Below are 21,334 nucleotides of genomic sequence, written 5' to 3' on the forward strand. Positions count from 1 at the left end.
CAACGCGCCGATCATGGACATCGCCGATTACGCCATCGTCGACGACCTCTTCGACGTCGTCCCCGAGCTCATCGAAGAGTTCGAGGGCTAAGCAGTTGTACCGCGAGCGTCCATGACGCTCGCGGCATTTTTTGGTCCAGATTTTTTGCGCCAGCGCGGGACCTCCGGTCCCGCGTGACGTGCGAACGGGCGCTTCGCGCCCGTGAGCAGAGAGTGGTCGCGAACAGCGTGAGCGACCCGAACGGAAAAAAGGTGGTCGCACGTCGACCCCGAACTCATCGACGAGTTCCAGTAAGGGAAACGACTTGTACGAGCGCTTCGCGCTCGCATTTTTGTCGAGATTTTTTCACGACGGGTGAACGGAGTGAATCCGAGTGGAAAAGGTCGTTCTGACGTCGTGCCCGCAGGTACCGAAGGGTTCCAGTAACTCCTCGCGATCGCCGCGGTAACGAGATTCACGCGTCGCGTGGACCCGAGCGGGGAGCGGGAGGAACGGTCCGTGAACGGCGACGTTCGACCCAGTGCGGACCGCAAATTAGGAAACGGCTATTGACTCTCGATCCGTCCTAGACCCGGTCCTCATACTCGTATCCGCTCGCAAACGAGCGACGCCACCTCGAGTGACCACACCACGGTTCGTCCGATCCTGTCGACGCCACAGTCTACGACAATGACAGGTTATCGAGAGAGCGTGTTCCAACCGCGAAAAAGAGTCTCTCGGTTCGAAAATTTCCAATGTCGATCACGCGGGTATCGATGCACAACAGCATCGAGGTCGAAGCGTTCCGCACCAGCTCCGTCGGACAAGTACCTAGATGTATCGGACTATACGGATATATAGTACCCATAGCATCGTTTTTCATTTGACGATAGTCACTGTTGTTTATGTGTTCAGGGTTTCGAGAATTCGTTCCGAATGTCGTTCGAAAGAGTTACGCGTTAAAATTCGCCATTGTACTGCTCATTCTCGGCGTTTCCGTGGGGGCGATTGGCATCGTCGGAACGATGGAAATCGAAACGGGCGTCCAGTCGAACGTCTACGAGAACCACGGAGCGCTCGCCCTCCACCAGTCCGAGGCGGTGAGCGAGTTCCACGACGAGAATCGACGCACGCTCAGCTTGACCGCTGGGTACAGCAGGTTGAACAGTTCCAATCAGACGCAGGCCCAGACGTTCATCGATAGACAGATCGAGGATCTGGGTGGCGGTAACGTCGGCGAGGCCCACCTCCACTTCCTCGAGACGGACGGTTCCGTTATCGCGAGTTCGATGGATGAGACGGAAAGCGAAATCAGCGGCGAGTGGGTCGACAAACTCGATCAAAAGAGTGGAACGTACGCGAGCGACGTCTATCGAAGCGGCTATGACGGAAGCAAGCCGCGGGTCGCGTACGTGACCGATCAGGGCGAGATGTCCGACGGAACGGTGCTGGTGTACACGGTTCCGCTGACCGAATTACCGGTCACCAATATCGAGGACGCCCGCACGGTGATCGTCGACTCGAACGGTACGATCGCATTCGACGAACGGGAACAGAGAATTCTCGAGCCCTACGACGAGGATCGCGAACCGCTCGAGAAGGCCACGGAAATCAACACCCGTCAGGGCGGCGGGATGGAGGCGGGTCCTGCGGGCGGAACCCTCGCGATCGAAGGTCAGTTCGATGGACAGCGGTACGTCGTCGGTTACGCCCCGGTCCCCGGCACCGACTGGGTGGCACTCGTACACACGCCGACCGACCAGGCCTACGGCTTCGTCGAGGACGTGCGCCTGTACGGCACGCTCGCGACGATCGGGGCCGTGCTCCTCATCGGCCTCGTCGGCGCGGGCATCGGCCGGAACACCTCCAGATCGATCGATCGGCTGACCGACAAGGCGGGTCGGATGGAGGACGGCGAACTCGACGTCGACCTCAGTTCGCCACGGATCGACAGCATCGGGCAGCTCTACGACGGATTCGACAACATGCGGAACTCCCTGAAAACCCGGATCACGGAAGCGAACGAGGCACGTGACGAGGCCGAACGAGCGCGGTCGGAAAGCGAACGAATCAACGAACACCTCGAGCGGAAGGCCGACGAGTACAGCGACGTGATGCAGGCGGCCGCCGGCGGCGACCTGACGGCCCGAATGCACGCCGACAGCGAGAACGAGGCGATGGCGGAGATCGCTGCGGAGTTCAACGAGATGATCGCGGAACTCGAGACGACGACGGCGTCGGTGAAGGCGTTCGCGTCCGACGTTGCGACCGCCTCCGAGCAGGTGACCGCCTCGAGCGAGGAGGTTCACTCGGCCTCCCAGCAGGTCACGGAATCGATTCAGGAGATCTCCGACGGCGCCGTTCGGCAGAACGACAGCCTCCAGACGGTCAACCAGGAGATGGGCGAACTGTCGACGACCACCGAGGAGATCGCGGCCTCCTCGAACGAAGTCGCCGGCATCGCCGAACGTACCGCGAGAGCGGGCAAGCGCGGTCGCGAGGCCGCTCAGAAAGCGATCGCGGGCATGAACGAGATCGAGACGGGGTCCGCCGCCGCCGTCGAGGAGATCGAGCAACTACAGATCGAAGTCGAACAGATCGACGACCTGCTCGAGTTCATCACCGAGATCGCCGAACAGACCAACATGCTGGCGCTGAACGCCAACATCGAGGCCTCCCGGACCGAAAGCTCCGACGACGGCTTCGCCGTGGTCGCCGGGGAGGTCAAGGACCTCGCTGCGGAGACCAAGGAGGCCGCCGGGGACATCGAAGATCGCCTCGAGCGGATCAAAGAGCAGACCGAACGCACGGCCGACGAGGTCGAACAGGCCAGCGATCGGGTCGCCGAACACACCGACGCGGTGGGACACGCCGTGGAAGCGCTCGACCAAATCGCCGAGTACGCCGAGACGACCAACGATGGCGTTCAGGAGATTTCCGCCGCAACCGAAGAGCAGGCGGCCTCGACGCAGGAGGTCGTCGCGATGGTCGACGACGCTGCGGTGATCGCTGAGGAGACCAGTTCGGAGAGCGAAACCGTCGCCGCCGCGGCCGAGGAGCAGACGACCTCGCTCACGGAAGTCTCCCGGAGCGCCGACGAACTCGCGAGCCAGGCGGCTCACCTCTCAGAGACGCTGGATTACTTCGAGACCGAGCGCGATGCCGACGCGGACGTCGACTTCGAAACCACCACCTCGTTCGAGTCTGCAGGTGACACGATGTTGGAGTTCGACGGCGACCTCGTCGAAAACGGCGAATCGGCAGCCGACGGCGAATCCGACGAGTCGGCGGTCGACGGAGTTGCCGACGAGTCGATGGCCACGCCCGCCGTCGCCGACGCCGACGGTGACGGCGAGGGCGATACCGGCAGTGACGCCGACGGCAACACCGGCGACGACAAGCGAGGCGGTGTGGACGCGTTCGAGTTCGAGGGGCCGGACGACGGAAACTGACGCTCGCGGAACCGTCACCTACTTTTTTGCCCCCTCCTAGGGTCCGTCAATGGAACGTCTGGAGCGTCGTCGGGCGCTGATCGAGGAGCGCCTCGTCGAAGTGATCGGCGACGTCGAGCCGGACGCGCTCAGGGACGAGGTCCGCCATGCGGCGCTGGCGGGCGGGAAGCGCGTGCGGCCGTTGGTATCGGTACTGGCCTGCGAGACCGTCGGCGGAACGGAGGAGGACGCGGTCGATTTCGGCGTCGGAATCGAACTCGTCCACACGGCGTCACTGGTCGTCGACGACATCATCGACCGCTCCGAACTGCGGCGCGGAACGACCAGCACCTGGGCCGAGTTCGGTCACGGCCCGGCGATCATCACGAGCGACGGTCTACTGGGCGAGGCGTTCGCGCTCTTTTCCGCCGATCCGGACGCGACCCGGGTCGTCGCCGACGCCATGGTCGAACTCGGCGTCGGCGAGGCGACCGAACTGTCGGCCGAACCCGCGAACGAGGACGAGTACATGACCCTCGCTCGGCGCAAGACCGGCGCGCTGTTTCGAGCCGCGGCGGAACTCGGTGCGATCGCCGCCGACTCCGACCCCGTTACCGTCGACGCGCTCGGCGAGTACGCCGAACGGGTCGGCGTCGCCTTCCAGATCAGGGACGACGTGTTAGACGCCGTCGCCGATCCGGAGGCGCTGGGCAAACCGACCGGCCACGACGCCGCCCTCGAGCGGCCGTCGGTCGTTCAGGTGACCAAACTCACGCCCGAGGAGGCGAACGATCGCGCCCGGAGGGAAGCCGATCGGGCGATCGACGCCCTGGATCGGGTCGAGGTCGCCGATCCCGACGCGCGAGAGTACCTGCTCGAGCTGGCCGAGTTCGTCGTCGATCGCGAACGGTAGGACGACATCGTCACAGAGGCGGCCCGCAACAGGCGATACGAAGTTAGACCCGTTCAGCCCCTCGCGTCCCCTCATCTCGATCCGAGTCGGAAAACCGCGATTCCGCGACGGCGAACGTGAGCGTGCTCACGATTCCAAGCAGCGTGCCCGCCGTCAGCGCCGCCGCGAGGTAGGCGATTTCGACGTCGTCGAGGAAGAACGCGCTCACCGCGTGGAGAACGATCGCGATCGAGAGCACGTAAAACGGCGCGTTGAGGTATCGCCACTCGAGCGAACCCGCGATGTACTCGTCGGTGATCTGGCCGAGGCTGGTGGTCAGTCCCGCGGCGGCGAACCAGTGGATCGAGCCGTAGACGAGCGCGGCGAGCATAACGGGGACTCCGAGGTCGCCGGACGTCGATCGACGGACCGACTCGAGCGAGTCCATCCCGCTGACGCCCCCGAGGACGAACAACGCGGCGGCGACGACGTACGCGAGGAGGGTCGTTCGTCCGGCGTACAGCGAGCGTCGGGCGCGTTCGACGGTCGCGTCCAGCCGGTCGCCGAGGCCGAGGCCGCGCGAGATGAGATAGAGCCCGAGCAGCGCCGACGTCGTCCCCAGCACGAACCCCGGCAGGTTCAGGAAGGTCCCGATCAGCGCGAGCGGATAGATCAACAGCAGGATTCCCAGCGGAATGAGCACCGTTCCGCGCGTTTCGGGGTCGTTCAGCACTTGCTTGATCGTGTAGTACATCGACTCGAGGTTCTGCGCCTGTCGAACGACGACCCGCCGGACGCCGTCGATGGGGACCCGCGAGCGGATGATCGGAATGACGGACTCGTCCTGGGCCCCGTCGGTGACAACGAGCGCGGTGACGTCCTCGCCGGTCGAGAGGCTCGCGAGGACGGTGTCGACCTCGTCGCCGACCTCGCGGTTGGCGCTGACGTCGCCCTGGTCGTTACCGGTGACGACGGCGACCTCGACGCTCTCGTCGCGCTCGGTGAGGTCGTCGTAGACGTGCAACCCCTGAAAGATGACGTTGACGTCCGAGTCCTCCGGGTCGGCGGTCGCGAGGGCGACGGCCGCTTCCTCGACGGGCTCGCGACCGATGACCGGCGTCGAGAAACCGGTCTTGCGGCCGAGGTCGTCGTCGAGGTCGACACAGAGGACCAGCAGCATCGGGTTGTGGTTGCACGCCGCGGTATTTCCGTCTTCTGGGACGGAGAACGGATCAGTCGGTCGACGCGAACCCGTCCGTCGAGCAACCAGCGCGAGAACCGTAACCGAATAACAGGATGGGCGAACGGCGACCGGAGCGAACGGCGACCGGAGCGAACAGCGGCCGAGACGAATCGTGTCCAGTCGACTCAGGTAGTGCCGTCAGTCTCGGTTTCACCATCGATCGCAGGTGCGCCGTCAGCGTCGGCAGTCGCAGTTCTGACGCCATCGATCTCGAACCGTGCGCCGCCGGACGACCCGTCTCGAGCCGTGATCGACCAGTCGTGAGCCGTCACGATCCCGTCGACGATCGCCAGTCCGAGTCCGGTTCCGTCCGCCTCGGTCGTATACCCGAACTCGAACAGCGACTCGCGATCGGCCGGCAGTCCCGGTCCCGTATCCTCGACGTAAAACCCGTTCGGACGCGTCTCGTTGCCGGTAGCGTGATCGCCCGCCTCGAGCGAGCCGACGGTGACGACGACGGGTTCGGCCCCGTCGTGGTCGCCGTCCGTCTCGTGTTCCTCGGTGTCGCCAGCGCGGGAATCGCGTTGATCGCCTGTCGACCGCTGTTCGACGGCATCGTGCTGAGTGTGTGAAGCAGGGTTCGTCGAGCTATGCTCGACGGCATCGTGCTGAGTGTGCGAAGCAGGGTTCGTCGAGCTATGCTCGACGGCATCGTGCTGAGTGTGCGAAGCAGGGTTCGTCGAGCTATGCTCGACGGCATTTCGAAACAGGTTCTCGAGCAGCGTTCGAATCCTCGCCTCGTCACCGTAGATCTCGATATCCGTGTCGATCTCGAGGCGGGCGTCGCCGGTATCGACGGTCGACCACGCTTCCCGAGCCGCCGACGCGAGCGGGAGCCACTCCTGCTCGCCGATCGTCTGCCCCTGGCGGGCCAGTTCGAGCAGTCCGTCGACGAGTTCCTCCATCCGCGATAGCGACCACCGGATTTTGTCGACGTGCTGGCTGTCGATCCGCTCGTCGAGCAGTTCGAGGTGGCCCTGGGCGACGTTCAGCGGATTCCGCAGGTCGTGGCTCACGAGGCTGGTGAACTCCTCCAGCCGGTCGTTCTGTCGCTCGAGTTCGCGCCGGTAGTGACGCCGACGGGTGATGTCGCGGATCGCGTGGATCGTTCCGGCGAACTCCCCGTCCTCGAGCGGGAGCAGCTGGGTGTGGACGTCGTGAATGAGCACCGCGCCGTCGGCCGAGCGAAACCGAATCTGATACTTCGCACGCTCGTGATCGGCCGTCGCGGAGAGGAGGTTCCGTACTTCCTTGGCATACTTGGTCGTCACCCGCTCGTCGTAGTAGCCGCGGTCGACGAGTTCCGGGAACGGCATTCCGAGTAGCGCCGCCTTGTTCTCGGCGAACGCGTCGGCGAATTCGTCGTTACACCAGACGATCGATCCGTCCGCGTCGAGAATGAAGAGGGCAGTCGGTGCGAGTTCGATAATTCGTTCGTACTGCGCGAGTTCGCGTTCGCGTTGCTTCCTCGACGTAACGTCGCGGATGACCGCCGTCGAGCCGGCAAACTCGCCGGTATCGTCGGTGATGACGGACACGTTGGCCTCGTAGACGCGCTGCTCGTCGGTGTGGGTCTCGAGGGTGCATTCGAAGTAGTCCGACTCTCCGCTGCCGGAATGCAGTTGGTGAACCGTCTTGATACCGCGCTCGAACGAGCTTCTGCTGATGAACGTCGAAATGTGGCCGCCCACGACGCGGTCGTGGTCGACATCGAGGAGTTCGCAAAACGCCTCGTTTGCGATAGTCACGCGCCCCGCGTCGTCGAGGACGTACATCGCATCGGAGGCCGTCTCGACGAGCACGCGGTACTGCTCGAGTTCGCGTTCGCTCTCGCGTCGTGCCCGGTTGGCACGGCGTTTCTCGACGGCGTTTTCGATTCGGTTCGCCAGCACGGTGTACTGATCGCTGGTCCCCTTCTGGAGGTAGTCGGTGACGCCCGCCGAGATCGCTTCACTCGCGATCGCTTCGGATCCCTTTCCGGTAAACAGAATGAACGGCATCGTCGGATCGCGCTCCCGTACCGCCGCGAGCAACTCGAGACCGTCCATGTCGGGCATGTCGTAGTCGCTGACGACGCAGTCGACATCGAGATCGGGCTCCGCGTTACCCTCGTCGAAGACGGCGAGCCCGTCACGACCGCTTCGCGCGGTCCTCACGTCGATATCGTCGTTTCGGCGCTCGAGAACGGTGGCGGTTAGCTCGCGGATGTCTGGGTCGTCGTCGACACAGAGAACGTGGATCCCGCCAGGCATCAGATACCCTTCATTAGAGGCGAGACGTATAATAGTGTATGGCCAATCGCATCGGCAATACCGTACCGCGCCCACGAGATGGACCAACAGGGCACAGCGCGCTGCGGATTCGCACTGCTTTTGAGGCTCGGGCGGGTACGTTCCCTCGAATGATCTCGAAGGGCTGTGAGCAGTGCGCGAAAGGTGGCAAGATGGTGCTGTTCGTCTACGGTTACTGCGACCAGCGCGACTGCTTTTACTGCCCGCTCGGCGAGAACCGCAAGAACGTCACCGACGTCTACGCCAACGAGCGACTCGTCGAGAGCGACGAGGACGTCCTCACCGAGGCCCATCGGATGGACGCGCTGGGCACGTCGATCACCGGCGGCGAGCCCCAGGAAGCCCTCGACCGGACCTGTCACTACCTCGAGCTACTCAAAGACGAGTTCGGCGAGGACCACCACACGCACCTCTACACCGGCATCACCGGCGGCCGCGAGAACATGCGCCGCCTCTCGGCGGCCGGCCTCGACGAGATTCGCTTTCACCCGCCCTACGAACAGTGGGGCGACCTCCACGGCACCGAGTGGGAGGACATCCTCTACATCGCCCGCGAGGAGGGACTGACACCCGCCTTCGAAATTCCCGGGATCCGCGCCGAAGCGGAGTTCCTCGAGCTGATCGACGAGGGGGCCGCCGAGTTCTGTAATATCAACGAGTTCGAGATGAGCGACGGCAACTACCGCCGGATGCAAGAGCAGGGCTTCGAGCTCAAAGAGGATCACATGAGCGCCGTCGACGGCTCCCGCGAGGAGATCCTCGAGGCCATGGGCGACCACGAGAAGGTCTACTTCTGTACCTCCGTCTTCAAGGACGCGGCCCAGCACCGCCGCCGTCTCAAACGCATGGCCCGGAACATCCGCCGCGAGTTCGACGACGTCACGGACGATGGCACGCTCGTCTACGGCAAGACGCGCGCCGACCCGTCGGATTTCGATGCCCTCGGCGTCCCCGAAGAGTTCTACACCGTCAAAACGGACCACGTCGAAGTCGCCTGGTGGCTCTTGGAAGAAATGATCGAGGACGGCGACCTCGAGGATGGCGAAATCGTCGAGCAGTATCCGACGTACGATGGGCAGGTCGTCGAGCGGACGCCTCTGGCGTGAGTACCGCGAGTGAGCGAAGCGATCGGTGCGCGGTTCGGAACGAGCGAAGCGAATGTGAACGGGGAACGAAGTACCCGTGAGCGAACACAGTGAGCGAGCGGGACTTTTTTGGTCGAGATTTTTTCGAGGAGTGGTGAGCGAGCGATGTGAGCGAACCCGACGAGAAAAAAGGTCGCGTGCGAGTAGTATCCGACGGACGATGGGCAAGTGGTCGAGCGGACGCCAGTAGCATCGAACCGCGAACGACCAGCGAGAGTGAGTGGCTTCTTGTCGGACGTTTTGGAAGAAGGTGTGTGATTCGAACGCGTCACGGGAACCGAGTCGCTCGTGAACGAGAGGACAGAAGCGTTCCACTCTGCCGGTGTGTTTCGACGAGCGCGGTCACGAACAAACTGGCTCGCGTCGTTTTTGCACAGTCTAAACATCGTTCCGTAGCGTGCAACGCACGGAAACGTCCGTTACGGGCCCGTTATGTCCGTTATACCGTCGAACAGGCTGCTGCCGATTATCACTGTTGTAATAATGGCGACTGTCCCGCTACAACGGGATACGATGCAATTTCGAACGGTTGCTGTCGTTGCGATTGCACTGCTTGTGGCGCTTTCCGGGTGTAGCGCCCTCGGGGGATCACAATCGGATGACGCCTCGAGCGAAAATGACACGGAACCGCTGAATGAGAACGACACAGGCGCGAACGGATCCGACGACGGGGGCAATTCCGATGACACAGACGATGTGAACGCTGACGACGGGGACGACACTGCGAACGCGGAGTGGACACCACCAAGGGAACCGAACCGTCCGCTAGAAGACAAACGCCAGGATCGGATCGAATCGGTGGAGTTCGTCGACAAGGAGCCCGCAGCGAACGGTGACGGCTACTCGAACTTCAACCTCGAGGTCGTCGCCAACACGAGCATGGAGAACGTCGACCCGCCGGAACACGGTAACGTCATCGGTGAGCCGTACTTCTTCGTCAAGATCAACGAAGACGAACAGAAGCTCATCGAGCGCACCGGAGAGGTCCGCATGGAAGAAAACGGCACGTTCCACATTGATGTTCGCCCTGACGGGATCGAAGAGTTCGGAGCCGGCCCGCTGACCGTCGAGGTCTACCTGATGGACGAGGACAAGGACTGGGACGACATCTACGCCTCCGTGGGCGAGAACATCGAGTACAATCCGGAGACGGAGTCCAACGACTCAGCTACTGACAATGAGTCCGACAATTCCACCGATTCGGAGACAAGCGAAAACTGACCGGTAAACCGACAACACAGAAGTTCGACACACTCAGTTAGTCTTGGTCGGATCGACACCAGGCAACGTGATGAGGTTCTCACGGCCGATCCGAAGCTTCTCGATCTCGTCGTCGTCGTCCATCTTCGAGAGCAACTGCGATACCTTGGCGTTCGACCAACCAGTCTCCGAGACGATGGTGGCCTGCTTCATCCGGCCGCCGTTTCGCTCGAGCATGCGGAGAACGCGTTCCTCGTCGCTCAACAGCTCCGGATCGATGTCCTCGGTGACCGGCTCTTCGAACTGGAGGTGAGTGCCAGTACCGGAGCCCCCATCGTCGATACCAGCCCTGTCGGGCGCTTTGGCCGTGGAACTGGCCGCACCGGTTGCGGGTCCGGTACCGTCGGACGCGTCACCCGATGAGGTCCGCTCGCTAGCGCTCCGGCCACCGATACCGATCGACTCGAGCGCCGGGAACCGCTCGGTCGGAATCGGCAGATCGCTCAGATCGTCCCGCCGGAACAGGAGATACCCACCGATCCCAGCGGTGACGACAATTCCACCAATAACGAGAGGCCACCACCACGACAGGTCCAGGGGACTTCCGCTCCCACCTCCGTTCCCAGTCCGGACGAACACGATCTCGAGTTCGTCGGCGGTGAACCTGTACGGACCGTCCCACGTGAGCTGAGTCGGGGTTTCGAGCGCGAAATTTGACTGCGTCTCGACGACGAGCCGTTGACCCTGGTATAACTCCATCCACGTACCGCTGTCGGTCCGAAACGCGTCACCGAAATGGACTCGGTCGCCCTCGACGGTGGCGAAGTTCGTCCACGTAACCGAGTAGGAGATGATACCGATCCGGACGTCCTCATCGGCGGCCGTGTCGCCGCCGGTTACGTCCGATGAATCGACGATCCGTGGATCGTCCCAGCCGGCGTCTTCGATCGACATCTCACGGCCGGTTGTCTGCTCGGCGGTCCGTCGAAAATACCCGAAATCGTACGGAGCACCGTCCTGACTGGCTTCGACTTCCGCGGCGTAGTCGCGAAACTCGGCGGCGTCTTCGTCGGAAGTCACGCGAAAGTGACTCTCGATCGACCACCGGACATCACCGTTGTCCTGCACGGTGAGCCGAATAATCTGCCGCGTATCGGGATCGGTTTGATTGGACGGCGTGTCCGATTGTACGGCGGTCGCGGACGATATCGATGGAGCGAACGAGCCGGAACGGTGAGCGGTCGTGAAGTCGGAGGGCGGTGCGATGGCGGACGTAGGGTGGGACCGGTCGGCGGCTACAGCTGTCCGTCCGCCGTCGGACGACGGGTCGGCTGCAACCGGCGCGACGGCCACCGCCCCAAGAAGGGACATTATGAGGAGGGCTGTGAGGGCGAATGTGATGGCGGTGGATACCCGCATGCGTACCAACGGTGGATTCCCGGGGGAAAAAACACTTTCCATCGGAAAATAAAATGTTACTAACGGCCGTGAAGGGTTTCCGCGGCGGAGAGCAGGTTTCCAGCAAGTGGTAAGCGGTTAGTATACCGGTCTTTCGGTCGTTTTACTCGCAGTCACTGAGAGTGCGACCGGTTTTTATATCAGGAGAGCTTAGAGTCGGCCGATGAATCGCGCGATTCCGCCCCTCCTCGCAATACTCCTCGGGTTCTCGCTGCTCGTCGCCCCTATCGTTGCTGCCCCCGGGAACGGCCCGTCTGCGCCCTCCGATTCTTCCCTTCAACAACTGTCGGCCGCCGATGGGTCCGACTCCGATCTTCGCGTGCTCGAGAACACGACGAACCGGCTCTCGCTCGATAACGCAGCCAGAAGCGAGCACGCCGGACCCGACTACGGTATCGGCACGATGCTAGCAAGTACGGACGACAGGCTCCGGGCTGATCACATCCAGTACACCATTGTCGACCAGCAGTTCGACGATGCGACGGAAGCGGAGCAACGGGAACTACTCTGGGAGGCGTACGACCGGATCAGAGACCGATCCGACGCGCTCGAGTCGCGTGAACGGTGGGCAGTGAAAGCGCACGCAACCGGAGCAATCTCGAGTTCGCAGTTACTGCAGACCCTGCATCGAAACCACAAGGAGGCGGCGGCTCTCTCCGAGACACTCGTTGATCTCGAAGAGCGAGCGAGTCGAACGTCGAACATTGCGCAGTCGATGAGGGACGAACGGGGAAAACTCGAAATGCACCAGACTGAGATCCGATCACAGGTGGCGGCAGGTGGAGAGGGAGCCGGTAACAATGATACCGTATTCACCGTCAATACATCCGAGAACGGCTACGTCATCTCGATGATCGACAAGAATTACGTACGCGAGGCCGTCAGATTCGACAACCGGAACGTCTCACAACCGACCCAGTTTGAGGGTCTCACCGACGCATACCAGTATACGCTCAACATGTATCCGTGGGCGAACGAGACGAGGTCATCACCGTCGTTTAACATGCACACGACGGTACAGCTGTACAAGCTCGACATCAGCCACGATCACGGCCACCTCCAGACGTACCCCGACGGTGGAAGCGGAGACATTCACCGAGAGGTGCAGGTCCTGAATCAAGATTCGTTACCGGTGGCGTCGCAGCAACCCGTAAAGAAGGGAGGATTGGATCTGACGATCGACAAAACGGTGGGTGATGGGCCGAGCAAACTCATCGTCTCGGATTCGAAGAGCGGTGAGTTGCGATCGGCGACGATCAGTATCGATGGGACAGAAGTCGGCAAAACGGGCGCCGACGGGACGCTATGGTTCGTGCCACCCGGAGACGGATACGAGCTGACCGTGGAGACGACGACCGGGAAGCGTATCAGCACGAACATCAGCGAATAGATCGATAGCAGCCGCCGGCGGCTCCCCTCGACGAGTCGGACGACTCTTTATATCGGATCGGGCGGCCACGAGACGTGTGACAACCGGCCCAGCGAGCACGGGGTCCGCGCCCGTGAGCGAACCTGAATCGAACCGGGGTATCAGTCCGGTCGTCGGCGTCCTCGCGTTAGTCGCACTCATCGTCTGTCTCGCGGCCGTCGTCGCGGCCGGCGTCGGCGCGTGGTCGCTCGAGTCGCCCGGGCCGACCGCGAGCTTCGAACTCGAGGCCGATGGTGGGATGTCATCGATCGCGGTCGAACACGTCGCGGGGGACGCCATCGACGTCGAGGCGCTGTCGGTGACGATCGCAGTCGACGGCACGGAACTGGACGCACAACCGCCGATTCCGTTCGTGGGCGCGACGGGATTCGACGGCGCGCCCGACGGACCGTTCAACGCGAAAAGCGATTCGACGTGGACGGCGGGGGAGCGAGCCGGTGTGTCGATCGCCAACAACAGCCCGACGCTCGCGGCGGGCGATTCGGTCACGGTCACGCTCACCGTCGACGGCCGACGGGTGGCTACCCTCGAGACGACGGCGACGTGACGAGGGCTGCGATACTCGCTCGATCACTCCGGTGCGCGACCGATCGTCGTGATCGCGACGTCGGGATTGTACGACGGCCCCATAAACGCGTGTTTGACATCCTCGAAGCCGGCGGTTTTGAACATGCGATCGGCCTCGTACTCGTCGTAGAAGAGCATGATCGAGTCGGCCAACAGCTGGCTGACGACGTTGTCGGGATAGGTCGGCCCGACGACGAGCACCTGCCCGCCGGGTTTGAGGACGCGACGGAACTCCCGCAGGGCGAGGATCGGATTCGGCCAGTACTCGATCGAACCGGAGGACCAGACGACGTCGAACGTATCGGTCGCGAACGGCAGCCGCTCGGCGTCGCCGCGATGGAAGTGGACCGGCGGCGCGCGTTTGCCGAGCTTCTCGTACGCCTGTGCGAGCTGGTGTTCGCTCTGGTCGAGGGCGTAGACCTCGTCGACGTGCTCGAGCAGGCCCTCGGTCGCGAAGCCGGTGCCACAGCCGACGTCGAGGACGGTCATGTCGTCGTCGAACTCGAGCAGCGACAGGGCCTCGCTGCGCATCTCCGCGTTCCAGATGAAGGGGTTCACCCGGTCGTAGACCCGTGAGAGGTACTTGTAGAACAGTCGGGCGCGGGCCTTGTTCTCGAGAAATCCCATTTGTGGCGAGTTTCGATCCGATCGCCATATGTCTGCTGTTCCGGCGCTCCGAGCGCAGTGTAAGAAGAGATTACCGCCCCAGTAAGACCGGTTCGCGCTGAGGCAGTTTCGCAACTACCATATACACGCTCTGGCAAACGTCCGACTGCTTAGAGTATGCCGAGGCCACAGGTTCTCGAACGAATTAAGTCGGCGGAGGAGGAGGCCGACGAGATCGTCGCACAGGCAGAAAACGACCGCGACGAGCGGATAGCCGAGGCCCGGGAACGAGCCGAGGAGATTCGCACGGAAGCGGAACAGGAGGCCCAGGAGTTGACGGAGCGCCGCCTGGAGGACGCTCGCGAGGAGATCGACGCGGAGTGCGAGCGGGTCCTCGAAGAAGGCGAACGCGAGCGCGAGGCGCTGGCCGAGCGCGCCCGGGATCGGGTCGACGAAGTGACCGACCACGTCGTCGAACTGTTCCAGGAGGACGTCCATGCTCAGACCTGAGCGGATGAGCAAGGTCTCGGTGACCGGATCGAGGGGCGTCATGCCCACGGTCATCGAGACGGTTCACGAACTGAATCTCGTCCACCTCTCGGACTACGACGGCTCCTGGGAGGGGTTCGACAACGGCGACCCGATGGCGGGTGCCGAGCAGTCCTCCGAGAAGCTGGTGACCGTCCGCGCCCTCGAGAGCACCCTGGAGCTGTCGGCCGACGAGGCCGAACCGGGTGCGCTCGAGTCGGGCTGGGAACAGCGACTCGAGGACGTCCGGACGCGAGTTAACGAACTCGATGACCGCCGTGCGGAGATCAACGAGGAACTCCGCCAGATCAACGAGAAGATCGACCGCGTCGCTCCGTTTGCGGAGCTCGGTATCGACCTCGACCTGCTGTCGGGATACGAGACGGTCACCGTCCTCGTCGGTGAGGGACCTCTCGACGAGGTCGAGGCGGCCGTCGACGCGTCCGAGGATATTCGGGCGTTCGAGACGTTCACCGGTGGCGATATCGTGGCTGTCGTGGCCGCACCCACCGAAGACGCCGACGAAGACCCGATCGACGATGCGCTGGTTGGCGTCGATTTCACCCGCTACGAGGTGCCCGACACCGAGCGGAGTCCGGACGACTACGTCGACGAACTCGAGACGCGCAAGCGCGAGCTCGAGTCGCGTGTCGACGAGATCGACGCGGAGTTCGAGGAGATCAAAGGCGAGGAAGCCGCCTTTCTCCTGCGCGTCGAGGAGGAACTGACCGTCGAGGTCCAGCAATCGGAAGCGCCGCTACAGTTCGCGACGACCGAACACGCGTTCGTCGCCGAGGGCTGGCTCCCGACGGACGAGTACGAGCGACTCGTCGCCACGCTGAACGACGCCGTCGGCGATAGCGTCGAAGTCGAGGAGCTCGTGCGAGCCGACTACGACGACGAAGGGTATCCGACGCACACGGAAGAAGTCGACCACGGCGGACCCGGTGGCTCGGACGAGACGACTGAGGAAGAGGAACGAGAGACCGCGACCCGGGAAGTGGCCGCCGACGGTGGCACGACGGCGACCGGTAGCACCGGCGTCGTGACGATGGTAGACGAACCGCCCGTCGTGCAGGACAACACCGCCGCGGCGAAGCCGTTCGAGTTCCTGCTCAGGATGATAGACCGGCCGAAGTACAGCGAACTCGACCCGACGGTGTTTCTGCTGTTGACGTTCCCGGCGTTCTTCGGGTTTATGATCGGCGACCTCGGCTACGGGATCCTGTACACGACGATCGGATTCTTGCTGTACAGTCGCTTCGACAGCGACGTGATTCGGAGCCTCGGCGCGATCGGAATGTGGGCCGGCGGCTTCACGATGCTGTTCGGCATCCTGTACGGGGAGATCTTCGGCATGCACGTTCTCGGTGAGATCCTCTTCGGCGGCTCGCCGCCGATGCACAAGGGTCTCCAACCGGTGTACTCGAAGTACAGCCAGACGTGGCTCATGCTGAGCGTCCTGCTCGGACTGCTCCACCTCACCGTCGGCTACGTCCTCGGCTTCATCAACGATATGTCACACGACCCCGTCGAATCCTACTTCGAACACGGTTCGTGGGCCCTGCTCATGCTCGGCTTCTGGACATGGATCTTCAGCCGGCACGGCGTCGGATCGGCGCCGGAGTTCAACGGCCCGAAGCCGTCGTTCCTCTACACCGCACTCGGTAACGGATCCGACGCGGCGTACGAACTCGGCTTCACTGGCTTCCCGGCCGAGGTCGGTCTCTACGTCGGCATCCCGGTCGCGGTGATCGGGCTGGTGACGATGATCTACGGCGAGGTCAGACACTACGGCCCACTGGGGATCATCATCGGCGGGCTCGAGAGCTTCAGCGTTCTGGGTGACGTCCTCTCGTACCTGCGGATCGCGGCGGTCATCCTCGCGAAGGCAGGCATGGCGTTCGTCGTCAACATGCTGTTCTTCGGGGTGTACGTCGTCGAGACGGAGTCCGGTGCCGAGTGGCACTTCGGAACGAGCCACGCACCCCAGCACATGCTCGAGGAGGGAACCTATCACGGTCACGAGGTAACGGAGGTCATGTTCAACGGCCTGCTTCACGGCGGGATCGGCATGGCCATCATCGGCGTGTTCATCCTCGTCCTCGGCCACATCGTCGTCCTCCTGCTCGGGGTCACGAGCGCCGGCCTGCAGGGGATCCGTCTCGAGTACGTCGAGTTCTTCAACAAGTTCTACGAGGGCGGCGGTCGAGAGTTCAGTCCCTTCGGTCACGAGCGCGCGTCCGACGACGACTGAGACGACCGCTCACGTCTCGGCTCACCGTTTTCTCTGCTGTCTCGGTCGATGAAGCGAGTCTGCGCGAGCTGCAGCTCACAGCAGTTCTGACCCTGCTTGGAAGTGAGACCGAGTCCCGATCGCTATACGGTGTATTCGAGGAGGTGCGGTAACGCGGCGAAATTGACCGCTGACGGCTCGTCAAGTGATACCCATTGGCCTCGATCGAGAGACGGGTGAACGACCGACACAGTCGCACGGAAATCGGAAAATGTAATATCCTTCGTGCAGGGGGCTCAGCGGCTGCACGGCGGGATTCGGCAATATGGTTTGGGAAGTTTTATGAAGACGGTGGGGAGTAGTAGAAACCGTCCGGTTTCAAAACCACAAGAGAACACGTAATCATGATGGAAACTCTACCTGACATCGCGATCGCCATGAACAGTCTCGCAGAGAATGTCGTCCTGCAGGAGGGGACCGCCGCGGGCGGCGGTCCGTCGATCGAGCAGGGGGCGGCCGCTGCGCTCGGTATCGGTCTCGCAGCGATCGGCGCAGGCTACGCGGAGCGCGGTATCGGGGCCGCAGTCGTCGGCGCACTCGCCGAAGACTCCATCTCGCCAGGTATCGGGATCCTCCTGACAGTCCTGCCCGAGACGCTCGTGATCTTCGCGCTGGTCGCGCTCTTCGTCTAAGCGTCTATCGAACTTTCTTACTATGAGTCTGGATACAGTCGTTGAGGACATTCGAGAGGAGGCTCACGCGCGTGCGGAGGACATCCGGTCGGAGGGCGAAACGCGCGCCGAAGAGATCGAATCGACCGCCCAAGCGGACGCAGACGAAATCGTCGCCGACGCCGAAGCCGACGTCGAACGCGAGATAGAGCAGTTGCGCGAACAGCGACTCTCCAGCGCGAAGCTGGAGGCGAAACAGAAGCGCCTGGAGGCGCGCCGCGACGTCCTCGGCGAGGTCCGCGAAGCGGTCGAAGCAGAACTCGCCGCGCTCGAGGGAGACACTCGCGAGGAACTCACCCGCGACCTACTCGACGCCGCGAGCGCTGAGTTCGACGAGGGCGACGACGTCAACGTCTACGGCCGCGACGAGGACGCCGACCTGATCGAGTCGATCATCGACGACTACGACGGCTACGAGTACGCCGGCGAGTACGACTGCCTCGGCGGGGTCGTCGTCGAGAGCGACCAGTCCCGCGTCCGAATCAACAACACGTTCGACTCGGTGCTCGAGGACGTGTGGGAAGACAACCTTCAGGAGATCAGCAACCGACTCTTCGAACAATGAGCGCAGGTGCCTCGAATCCGGAATACGTGAACGCTCGCGTTCGGTCGCGCCGAGCCACGCTGTTCGCGGACGAAGACTACCGCAAGCTGATCCGGATGGGGCCGAGCGAGATCGCGCGGTTCATGGAGGAAACGGAGTACGAACGCGAAATCAACGAGCTCGGAACGCGGTTTTCGGGCGTCGACTTGATCGAGTACGCGCTGAACCGCAACCTCGCGAAGCACTTCGACGATCTTCTGGAGTGGTCGGACGGACGGCTCTACGACCTCATCGCTCGGTACCTCCGGAAGTTCGACGTCTGGAACATCAAGGTGATCATTCGCGGGATCTACACCGACAGCGATCCCGAAGAGATCCGGACGGACCTCATCCGCGCCGGCGAACTCGAGGAGCGGACGATCGATCGGCTGCTCGAGGTCGACGAGATTGAGGACGCGATCGAGCTACTCGACGGATCGATATTCGGCGAGCCGCTGGCGTCCGCCACCGAAGCGTTCGAGGAGACCGGTGCGCTCATTCCGCTCGAAAACGCGCTGGACCGAGCGTTCTACGAGAATCTCCTCGCGGACCTCGGCCGGCCCTACGAGGGGCCGGAAGCGAACTACGTCGAGTTCCTCGAGGCCGAAATCGACTTCCGAAACGCTCGAAACGCGTTGCGTCTCGCGCGGAGCGGGGCCGACCTCGATCCGGCGAGCTACTATATCGAGGGCGGCGTCCTGTTCAGCGAGTCGGAGCTGAACCGACTCGTCGGCGACTACGACGCGCTCGTCGATCACATCGCCGAAAACGGCCGCTACGGCGATCGGCTCTCGGACGCGCTCTCGCGGCTGCGAGAAGCTGACAGCCTTATCCAGTTCGAGCACGCACTAGACGCTGCGCTGCTCGAGTACGCGGATACGCTCTCGAGCATCTATCCGACCTCCGTGTCGGCCGTGTTGTCGTACATCCTCGCAAAGGAGCGCGAGGTCGAAAACATTCGCGCGATCGCACGGGGTCGCGAAGTCGGCCTTTCCGAGGACGAAATCGAAGAAGAGCTGGTGATCCTATGAGCCAGGAAATCGCAGTCGTCGGCAGTCCGGAGTTCACGACCGGCTTCCGCCTCGCAGGCGTCCGCCGATTCGAGAACGTCCCGGACGACGAGAAAGACGAACGGCTAGACGACGCGGCGACGGCAGCCCTCGAAGACGAGGGCGTCGGTATCGTCGTCATGCACGACGAGGATCTCGACTACCTGTCGCGCAACGTTCGACAAGACGTCGAAACGAGCGTCGAGCCGGTCGTCGTTACGATCGGCAGCGGCACCGGTGGCGGCGGCCTGCGCGACCAGATCAAACGCGCGATCGGCATCGACCTGATGGACGAGGACGAAGACAGCTAAACTATGAGCCAGGCAGAAGACATCGAATCCGTCGACGAAGACGGTGTAATCGAAAGCGTGAGCGGTCCCGTCGTGACCGCCACGGACCTCGACGCCCGGATGAACGACGTCGTCTACGTCGGCGACGAAGGACTGATGGGCGAGGTCATCGAGATCGAAGGGAACCTGACCACGATTCAGGTGTACGAGGAAACCTCCGGCGTCGGCCCGGGCGAACCCGTCCAGAACACGGGCGAGCCCCTGAGCGTCGACCTCGGACCCGGCATGCTGGACTCCATCTACGACGGCGTCCAGCGCCCGCTGGACGTCCTCGAGGAGAAGATGGGGACCGCGTTCCTCGACCGCGGGGTCGACGCCCCCGGGATCGACCTCGAGAAGCAGTGGGAGTTTACGCCCGAAGTCGAAACGGGCGACACCGTCGAGCCCGGCGACATCGTCGGGGTCGTCGAGGAGACCGTCACCATCGACCACAAGGTCATGGTGCCGCCGGACTACGAGGGCGGCGAGGTCACCGCCATCGAGAGCGGCGAGTTCACGGTCGAAGAGACCGTCGTCGAACTCTCGAGCGGCGAGGAGATCCAGATGCACCAGGAGTGGCCGGTCCGCGAAGCCCGGCCCGCCGGTGACAAGGAGACGCCGACCGAGCCGCTGGTGACGGGCCAGCGCGTCCAGGACGGCCTCTTCCCGCTCGCGAAGGGCGGGACGGCGGCGATTCCCGGTCCGTTCGGCTCCGGGAAGACCGTCACCCAGCAACAACTCGCCAAGTGGTCCGACGCGGACATCGTCGTCTACATCGGCTGTGGCGAGCGCGGCAACGAGATGACCGAGGTCATCGAGGACTTCCCGGAACTGCCGGACCCCCAGACCGGGAATCCGCTGATGGCCCGGACCTGCCTCATCGCCAACACGTCGAACATGCCCGTCGCGGCCCGCGAATCCTGTATCTACACGGGAATCACGATCGCGGAGTACTACCGCGACATGGGCTACGACGTCGCGCTGATGGCCGACTCCACCTCGCGGTGGGCCGAGGCCATGCGGGAGATCTCGAGCCGACTCGAGGAGATGCCCGGCGAGGAGGGGTACCCCGCGTACCTCGCGGCTGCGCTGTCGGAGTTCTACGAGCGCGCCGGCAAGTTCCAGCTGATGAACGGCGGTGAAGGATCGATTTCGGTCGTCGGCGCAGTGTCGCCGCCGGGCGGCGACTTCTCCGAGCCGGTCACCCAGAACACGCTGCGTATCGTCAAGACGTTCTGGGCGCTTGACGCCGACCTCGCGGAGCGTCGGCACTTCCCCTCGATCAACTGGAACGAATCCTACTCGCTGTACAAGGACCAGCTCGACCCGTGGTGGGAGAGCAACGTCGCCGGCGACTGGTCGGACACCCGCCAGTGGGCGGTCGACGTGCTAGACGAGGAGGACGAGCTCCAGGAGATCGTCCAGCTCGTCGGCAAGGACGCGCTGCCGGAGGACCAGCAGCTCACCATGGAGGTCGCACGCTACATCCGTGAGGCCTGGCTCCAGCAGAACGCGCTCCACGACGTCGACACCTACTGCGAACCCGAGAAGACCTACCGGATGCTCGAGGCGATCAAGACGTTCAACGACGAGGCCTTCGAGGCGCTCGAAGCGGGCGTCCCGGTCGAGGAGATTC

At 63.1% G+C, this 21,334-nt stretch carries 17 protein-coding genes; 13 read left to right on the forward strand and 4 right to left on the reverse strand.

What is annotated here, in order from left to right; translation table 11 throughout:
* The first annotated feature begins 1,005 nt into the window (after positions 1-1,005).
* The gene (locus PGX04_RS05295) at positions 1,006-3,432 is read left to right on the forward strand and encodes a methyl-accepting chemotaxis protein (protein WP_273737546.1); all 2,427 of its coding nucleotides are present in this window, start codon (positions 1,006-1,008) and stop codon (positions 3,430-3,432) included.
* Positions 3,433-3,481: 49 nt separating this feature from the next.
* Positions 3,482-4,324, forward strand: coding sequence for a polyprenyl synthetase family protein (locus tag PGX04_RS05300; RefSeq protein ID WP_273737547.1), 843 nt, complete (start codon positions 3,482-3,484; stop codon positions 4,322-4,324).
* A gap of 43 nt (positions 4,325-4,367) precedes the next feature.
* On the opposite strand, the gene PGX04_RS05305 is transcribed toward PGX04_RS05300, so the two are convergent.
* Both PGX04_RS05305 and PGX04_RS05310 read right to left on the reverse strand, forming a co-directional pair.
* A complete protein-coding gene (locus PGX04_RS05305; protein ID WP_273737548.1) occupies positions 4,368-5,483 on the reverse strand; it encodes a DUF373 family protein in 1,116 nt (371 codons plus the stop codon).
* A 188-nt stretch (positions 5,484-5,671) separates the two neighbouring features.
* Positions 5,672-7,798, reverse strand: a complete 2,127-nt coding sequence (locus PGX04_RS05310; protein ID WP_273737549.1) for a PAS domain S-box protein — start codon at positions 7,796-7,798, stop codon at positions 5,672-5,674.
* Between the two features lie 149 nt (positions 7,799-7,947).
* On the opposite strand from PGX04_RS05310, the gene PGX04_RS05315 reads away from it, so the two are divergent.
* Complete coding sequence (locus PGX04_RS05315) at positions 7,948-8,943, forward strand: radical SAM protein (protein ID WP_273737550.1); 996 nt, start codon at positions 7,948-7,950, stop codon at positions 8,941-8,943.
* Positions 8,944-9,495: 552 nt separating this feature from the next.
* On the forward strand, positions 9,496-10,203 hold the full coding sequence (locus PGX04_RS05320; RefSeq protein ID WP_273737551.1) for a hypothetical protein: 708 nt from the start codon (positions 9,496-9,498) through the stop codon (positions 10,201-10,203).
* Between the two features lie 33 nt (positions 10,204-10,236).
* On the opposite strand, the gene PGX04_RS05325 is transcribed toward PGX04_RS05320, so the two are convergent.
* Positions 10,237-11,601 carry a helix-turn-helix transcriptional regulator gene (locus PGX04_RS05325; protein WP_273737552.1) on the reverse strand — a complete coding sequence of 455 codons (1,365 nt, stop codon included), beginning with the start codon at positions 11,599-11,601 and terminating at the stop codon, positions 10,237-10,239.
* Between the two features lie 202 nt (positions 11,602-11,803).
* On the opposite strand from PGX04_RS05325, the gene PGX04_RS05330 reads away from it, so the two are divergent.
* Together PGX04_RS05330 and PGX04_RS05335 are read left to right on the forward strand one after the other, a co-directional pair.
* Positions 11,804-13,030: a DUF7096 domain-containing protein gene (locus tag PGX04_RS05330; RefSeq protein WP_273737553.1), complete on the forward strand. Its 1,227-nt coding sequence runs from the start codon at positions 11,804-11,806 to the stop codon at positions 13,028-13,030.
* Positions 13,031-13,106: 76 nt separating this feature from the next.
* Positions 13,107-13,616: a type IV pilin domain-containing protein gene (locus PGX04_RS05335; protein WP_377042269.1), complete on the forward strand. Its 510-nt coding sequence runs from the start codon at positions 13,107-13,109 to the stop codon at positions 13,614-13,616.
* Positions 13,617-13,639: 23 nt separating this feature from the next.
* Here the strand turns inward: PGX04_RS05335 and PGX04_RS05340 are convergent, their stop codons facing one another.
* On the reverse strand, positions 13,640-14,263 hold the full coding sequence (locus tag PGX04_RS05340; RefSeq protein WP_273737554.1) for a methyltransferase domain-containing protein: 624 nt from the start codon (positions 14,261-14,263) through the stop codon (positions 13,640-13,642).
* A gap of 156 nt (positions 14,264-14,419) precedes the next feature.
* Between PGX04_RS05340 and ahaH the strand changes: the two genes are divergently transcribed.
* The 7 genes from ahaH to PGX04_RS05375 all read left to right on the forward strand — a co-directional run.
* Positions 14,420-14,752, forward strand: a complete 333-nt coding sequence (gene ahaH, locus PGX04_RS05345) for an ATP synthase archaeal subunit H (RefSeq protein WP_273737555.1) — start codon at positions 14,420-14,422, stop codon at positions 14,750-14,752.
* Positions 14,739-17,027 (forward strand): V-type ATP synthase subunit I, encoded by a 2,289-nt coding sequence (locus PGX04_RS05350; protein ID WP_273737556.1) that lies wholly within the window; start codon positions 14,739-14,741, stop codon positions 17,025-17,027. The genes ahaH and PGX04_RS05350 overlap by 14 nt, the downstream gene beginning before the upstream one ends.
* 383 nt (positions 17,028-17,410) lie before the next feature.
* Entirely contained in the window at positions 17,411-17,698 is a 288-nt protein-coding gene (locus PGX04_RS05355) for a hypothetical protein (RefSeq protein ID WP_377042270.1), read from the forward strand.
* Positions 17,699-17,720: 22 nt separating this feature from the next.
* Positions 17,721-18,302, forward strand: a complete 582-nt coding sequence (locus PGX04_RS05360; RefSeq protein WP_273737557.1) for a V-type ATP synthase subunit E — start codon at positions 17,721-17,723, stop codon at positions 18,300-18,302.
* Positions 18,299-19,351 (forward strand): V-type ATP synthase subunit C, encoded by a 1,053-nt coding sequence (locus tag PGX04_RS05365; protein ID WP_273737558.1) that lies wholly within the window; start codon positions 18,299-18,301, stop codon positions 19,349-19,351. The genes PGX04_RS05360 and PGX04_RS05365 overlap by 4 nt, the downstream gene beginning before the upstream one ends.
* A complete protein-coding gene (locus PGX04_RS05370; RefSeq protein ID WP_273737559.1) occupies positions 19,348-19,680 on the forward strand; it encodes a V-type ATP synthase subunit F in 333 nt (110 codons plus the stop codon). The genes PGX04_RS05365 and PGX04_RS05370 overlap by 4 nt, the downstream gene beginning before the upstream one ends.
* A 3-nt stretch (positions 19,681-19,683) precedes the next feature.
* Positions 19,684-21,334 (forward strand): ATP synthase subunit A (locus PGX04_RS05375; protein ID WP_273737560.1); only part of this gene is annotated, 1,651 nt, incomplete at its 3' end.

The sequence above is a fragment of the Natrinema soli genome, assembly GCF_028618695.1.

Excerpts from the sequence above, each read along its gene's own strand:
- PGX04_RS05295 (WP_273737546.1), top strand. The coding sequence starts at position 1,006 with ATGGAAATCGAAACGGGCGTCCAGTCGAACGTCTACGAGAACCACGGA.
- PGX04_RS05300 (WP_273737547.1), top strand. The coding sequence starts at position 3,482 with ATGGAACGTCTGGAGCGTCGTCGGGCGCTGATCGAGGAGCGCCTCGTC.
- PGX04_RS05305 (WP_273737548.1), bottom strand. The coding sequence starts at position 5,483 with ATGCTGCTGGTCCTCTGTGTCGACCTCGACGACGACCTCGGCCGCAAG.
- PGX04_RS05310 (WP_273737549.1), bottom strand. The coding sequence starts at position 7,798 with ATGCCTGGCGGGATCCACGTTCTCTGTGTCGACGACGACCCAGACATC.
- PGX04_RS05315 (WP_273737550.1), top strand. The coding sequence starts at position 7,948 with ATGATCTCGAAGGGCTGTGAGCAGTGCGCGAAAGGTGGCAAGATGGTG.
- PGX04_RS05320 (WP_273737551.1), top strand. The coding sequence starts at position 9,496 with ATGCAATTTCGAACGGTTGCTGTCGTTGCGATTGCACTGCTTGTGGCG.
- PGX04_RS05325 (WP_273737552.1), bottom strand. The coding sequence starts at position 11,601 with ATGCGGGTATCCACCGCCATCACATTCGCCCTCACAGCCCTCCTCATA.
- PGX04_RS05330 (WP_273737553.1), top strand. The coding sequence starts at position 11,804 with ATGAATCGCGCGATTCCGCCCCTCCTCGCAATACTCCTCGGGTTCTCG.
- PGX04_RS05340 (WP_273737554.1), bottom strand. The coding sequence starts at position 14,263 with ATGGGATTTCTCGAGAACAAGGCCCGCGCCCGACTGTTCTACAAGTAC.
- ahaH (WP_273737555.1), top strand. The coding sequence starts at position 14,420 with ATGCCGAGGCCACAGGTTCTCGAACGAATTAAGTCGGCGGAGGAGGAG.
- PGX04_RS05350 (WP_273737556.1), top strand. The coding sequence starts at position 14,739 with ATGCTCAGACCTGAGCGGATGAGCAAGGTCTCGGTGACCGGATCGAGG.
- PGX04_RS05355 (WP_377042270.1), top strand. The coding sequence starts at position 17,411 with ATGATGGAAACTCTACCTGACATCGCGATCGCCATGAACAGTCTCGCA.
- PGX04_RS05360 (WP_273737557.1), top strand. The coding sequence starts at position 17,721 with ATGAGTCTGGATACAGTCGTTGAGGACATTCGAGAGGAGGCTCACGCG.
- PGX04_RS05365 (WP_273737558.1), top strand. The coding sequence starts at position 18,299 with ATGAGCGCAGGTGCCTCGAATCCGGAATACGTGAACGCTCGCGTTCGG.
- PGX04_RS05370 (WP_273737559.1), top strand. The coding sequence starts at position 19,348 with ATGAGCCAGGAAATCGCAGTCGTCGGCAGTCCGGAGTTCACGACCGGC.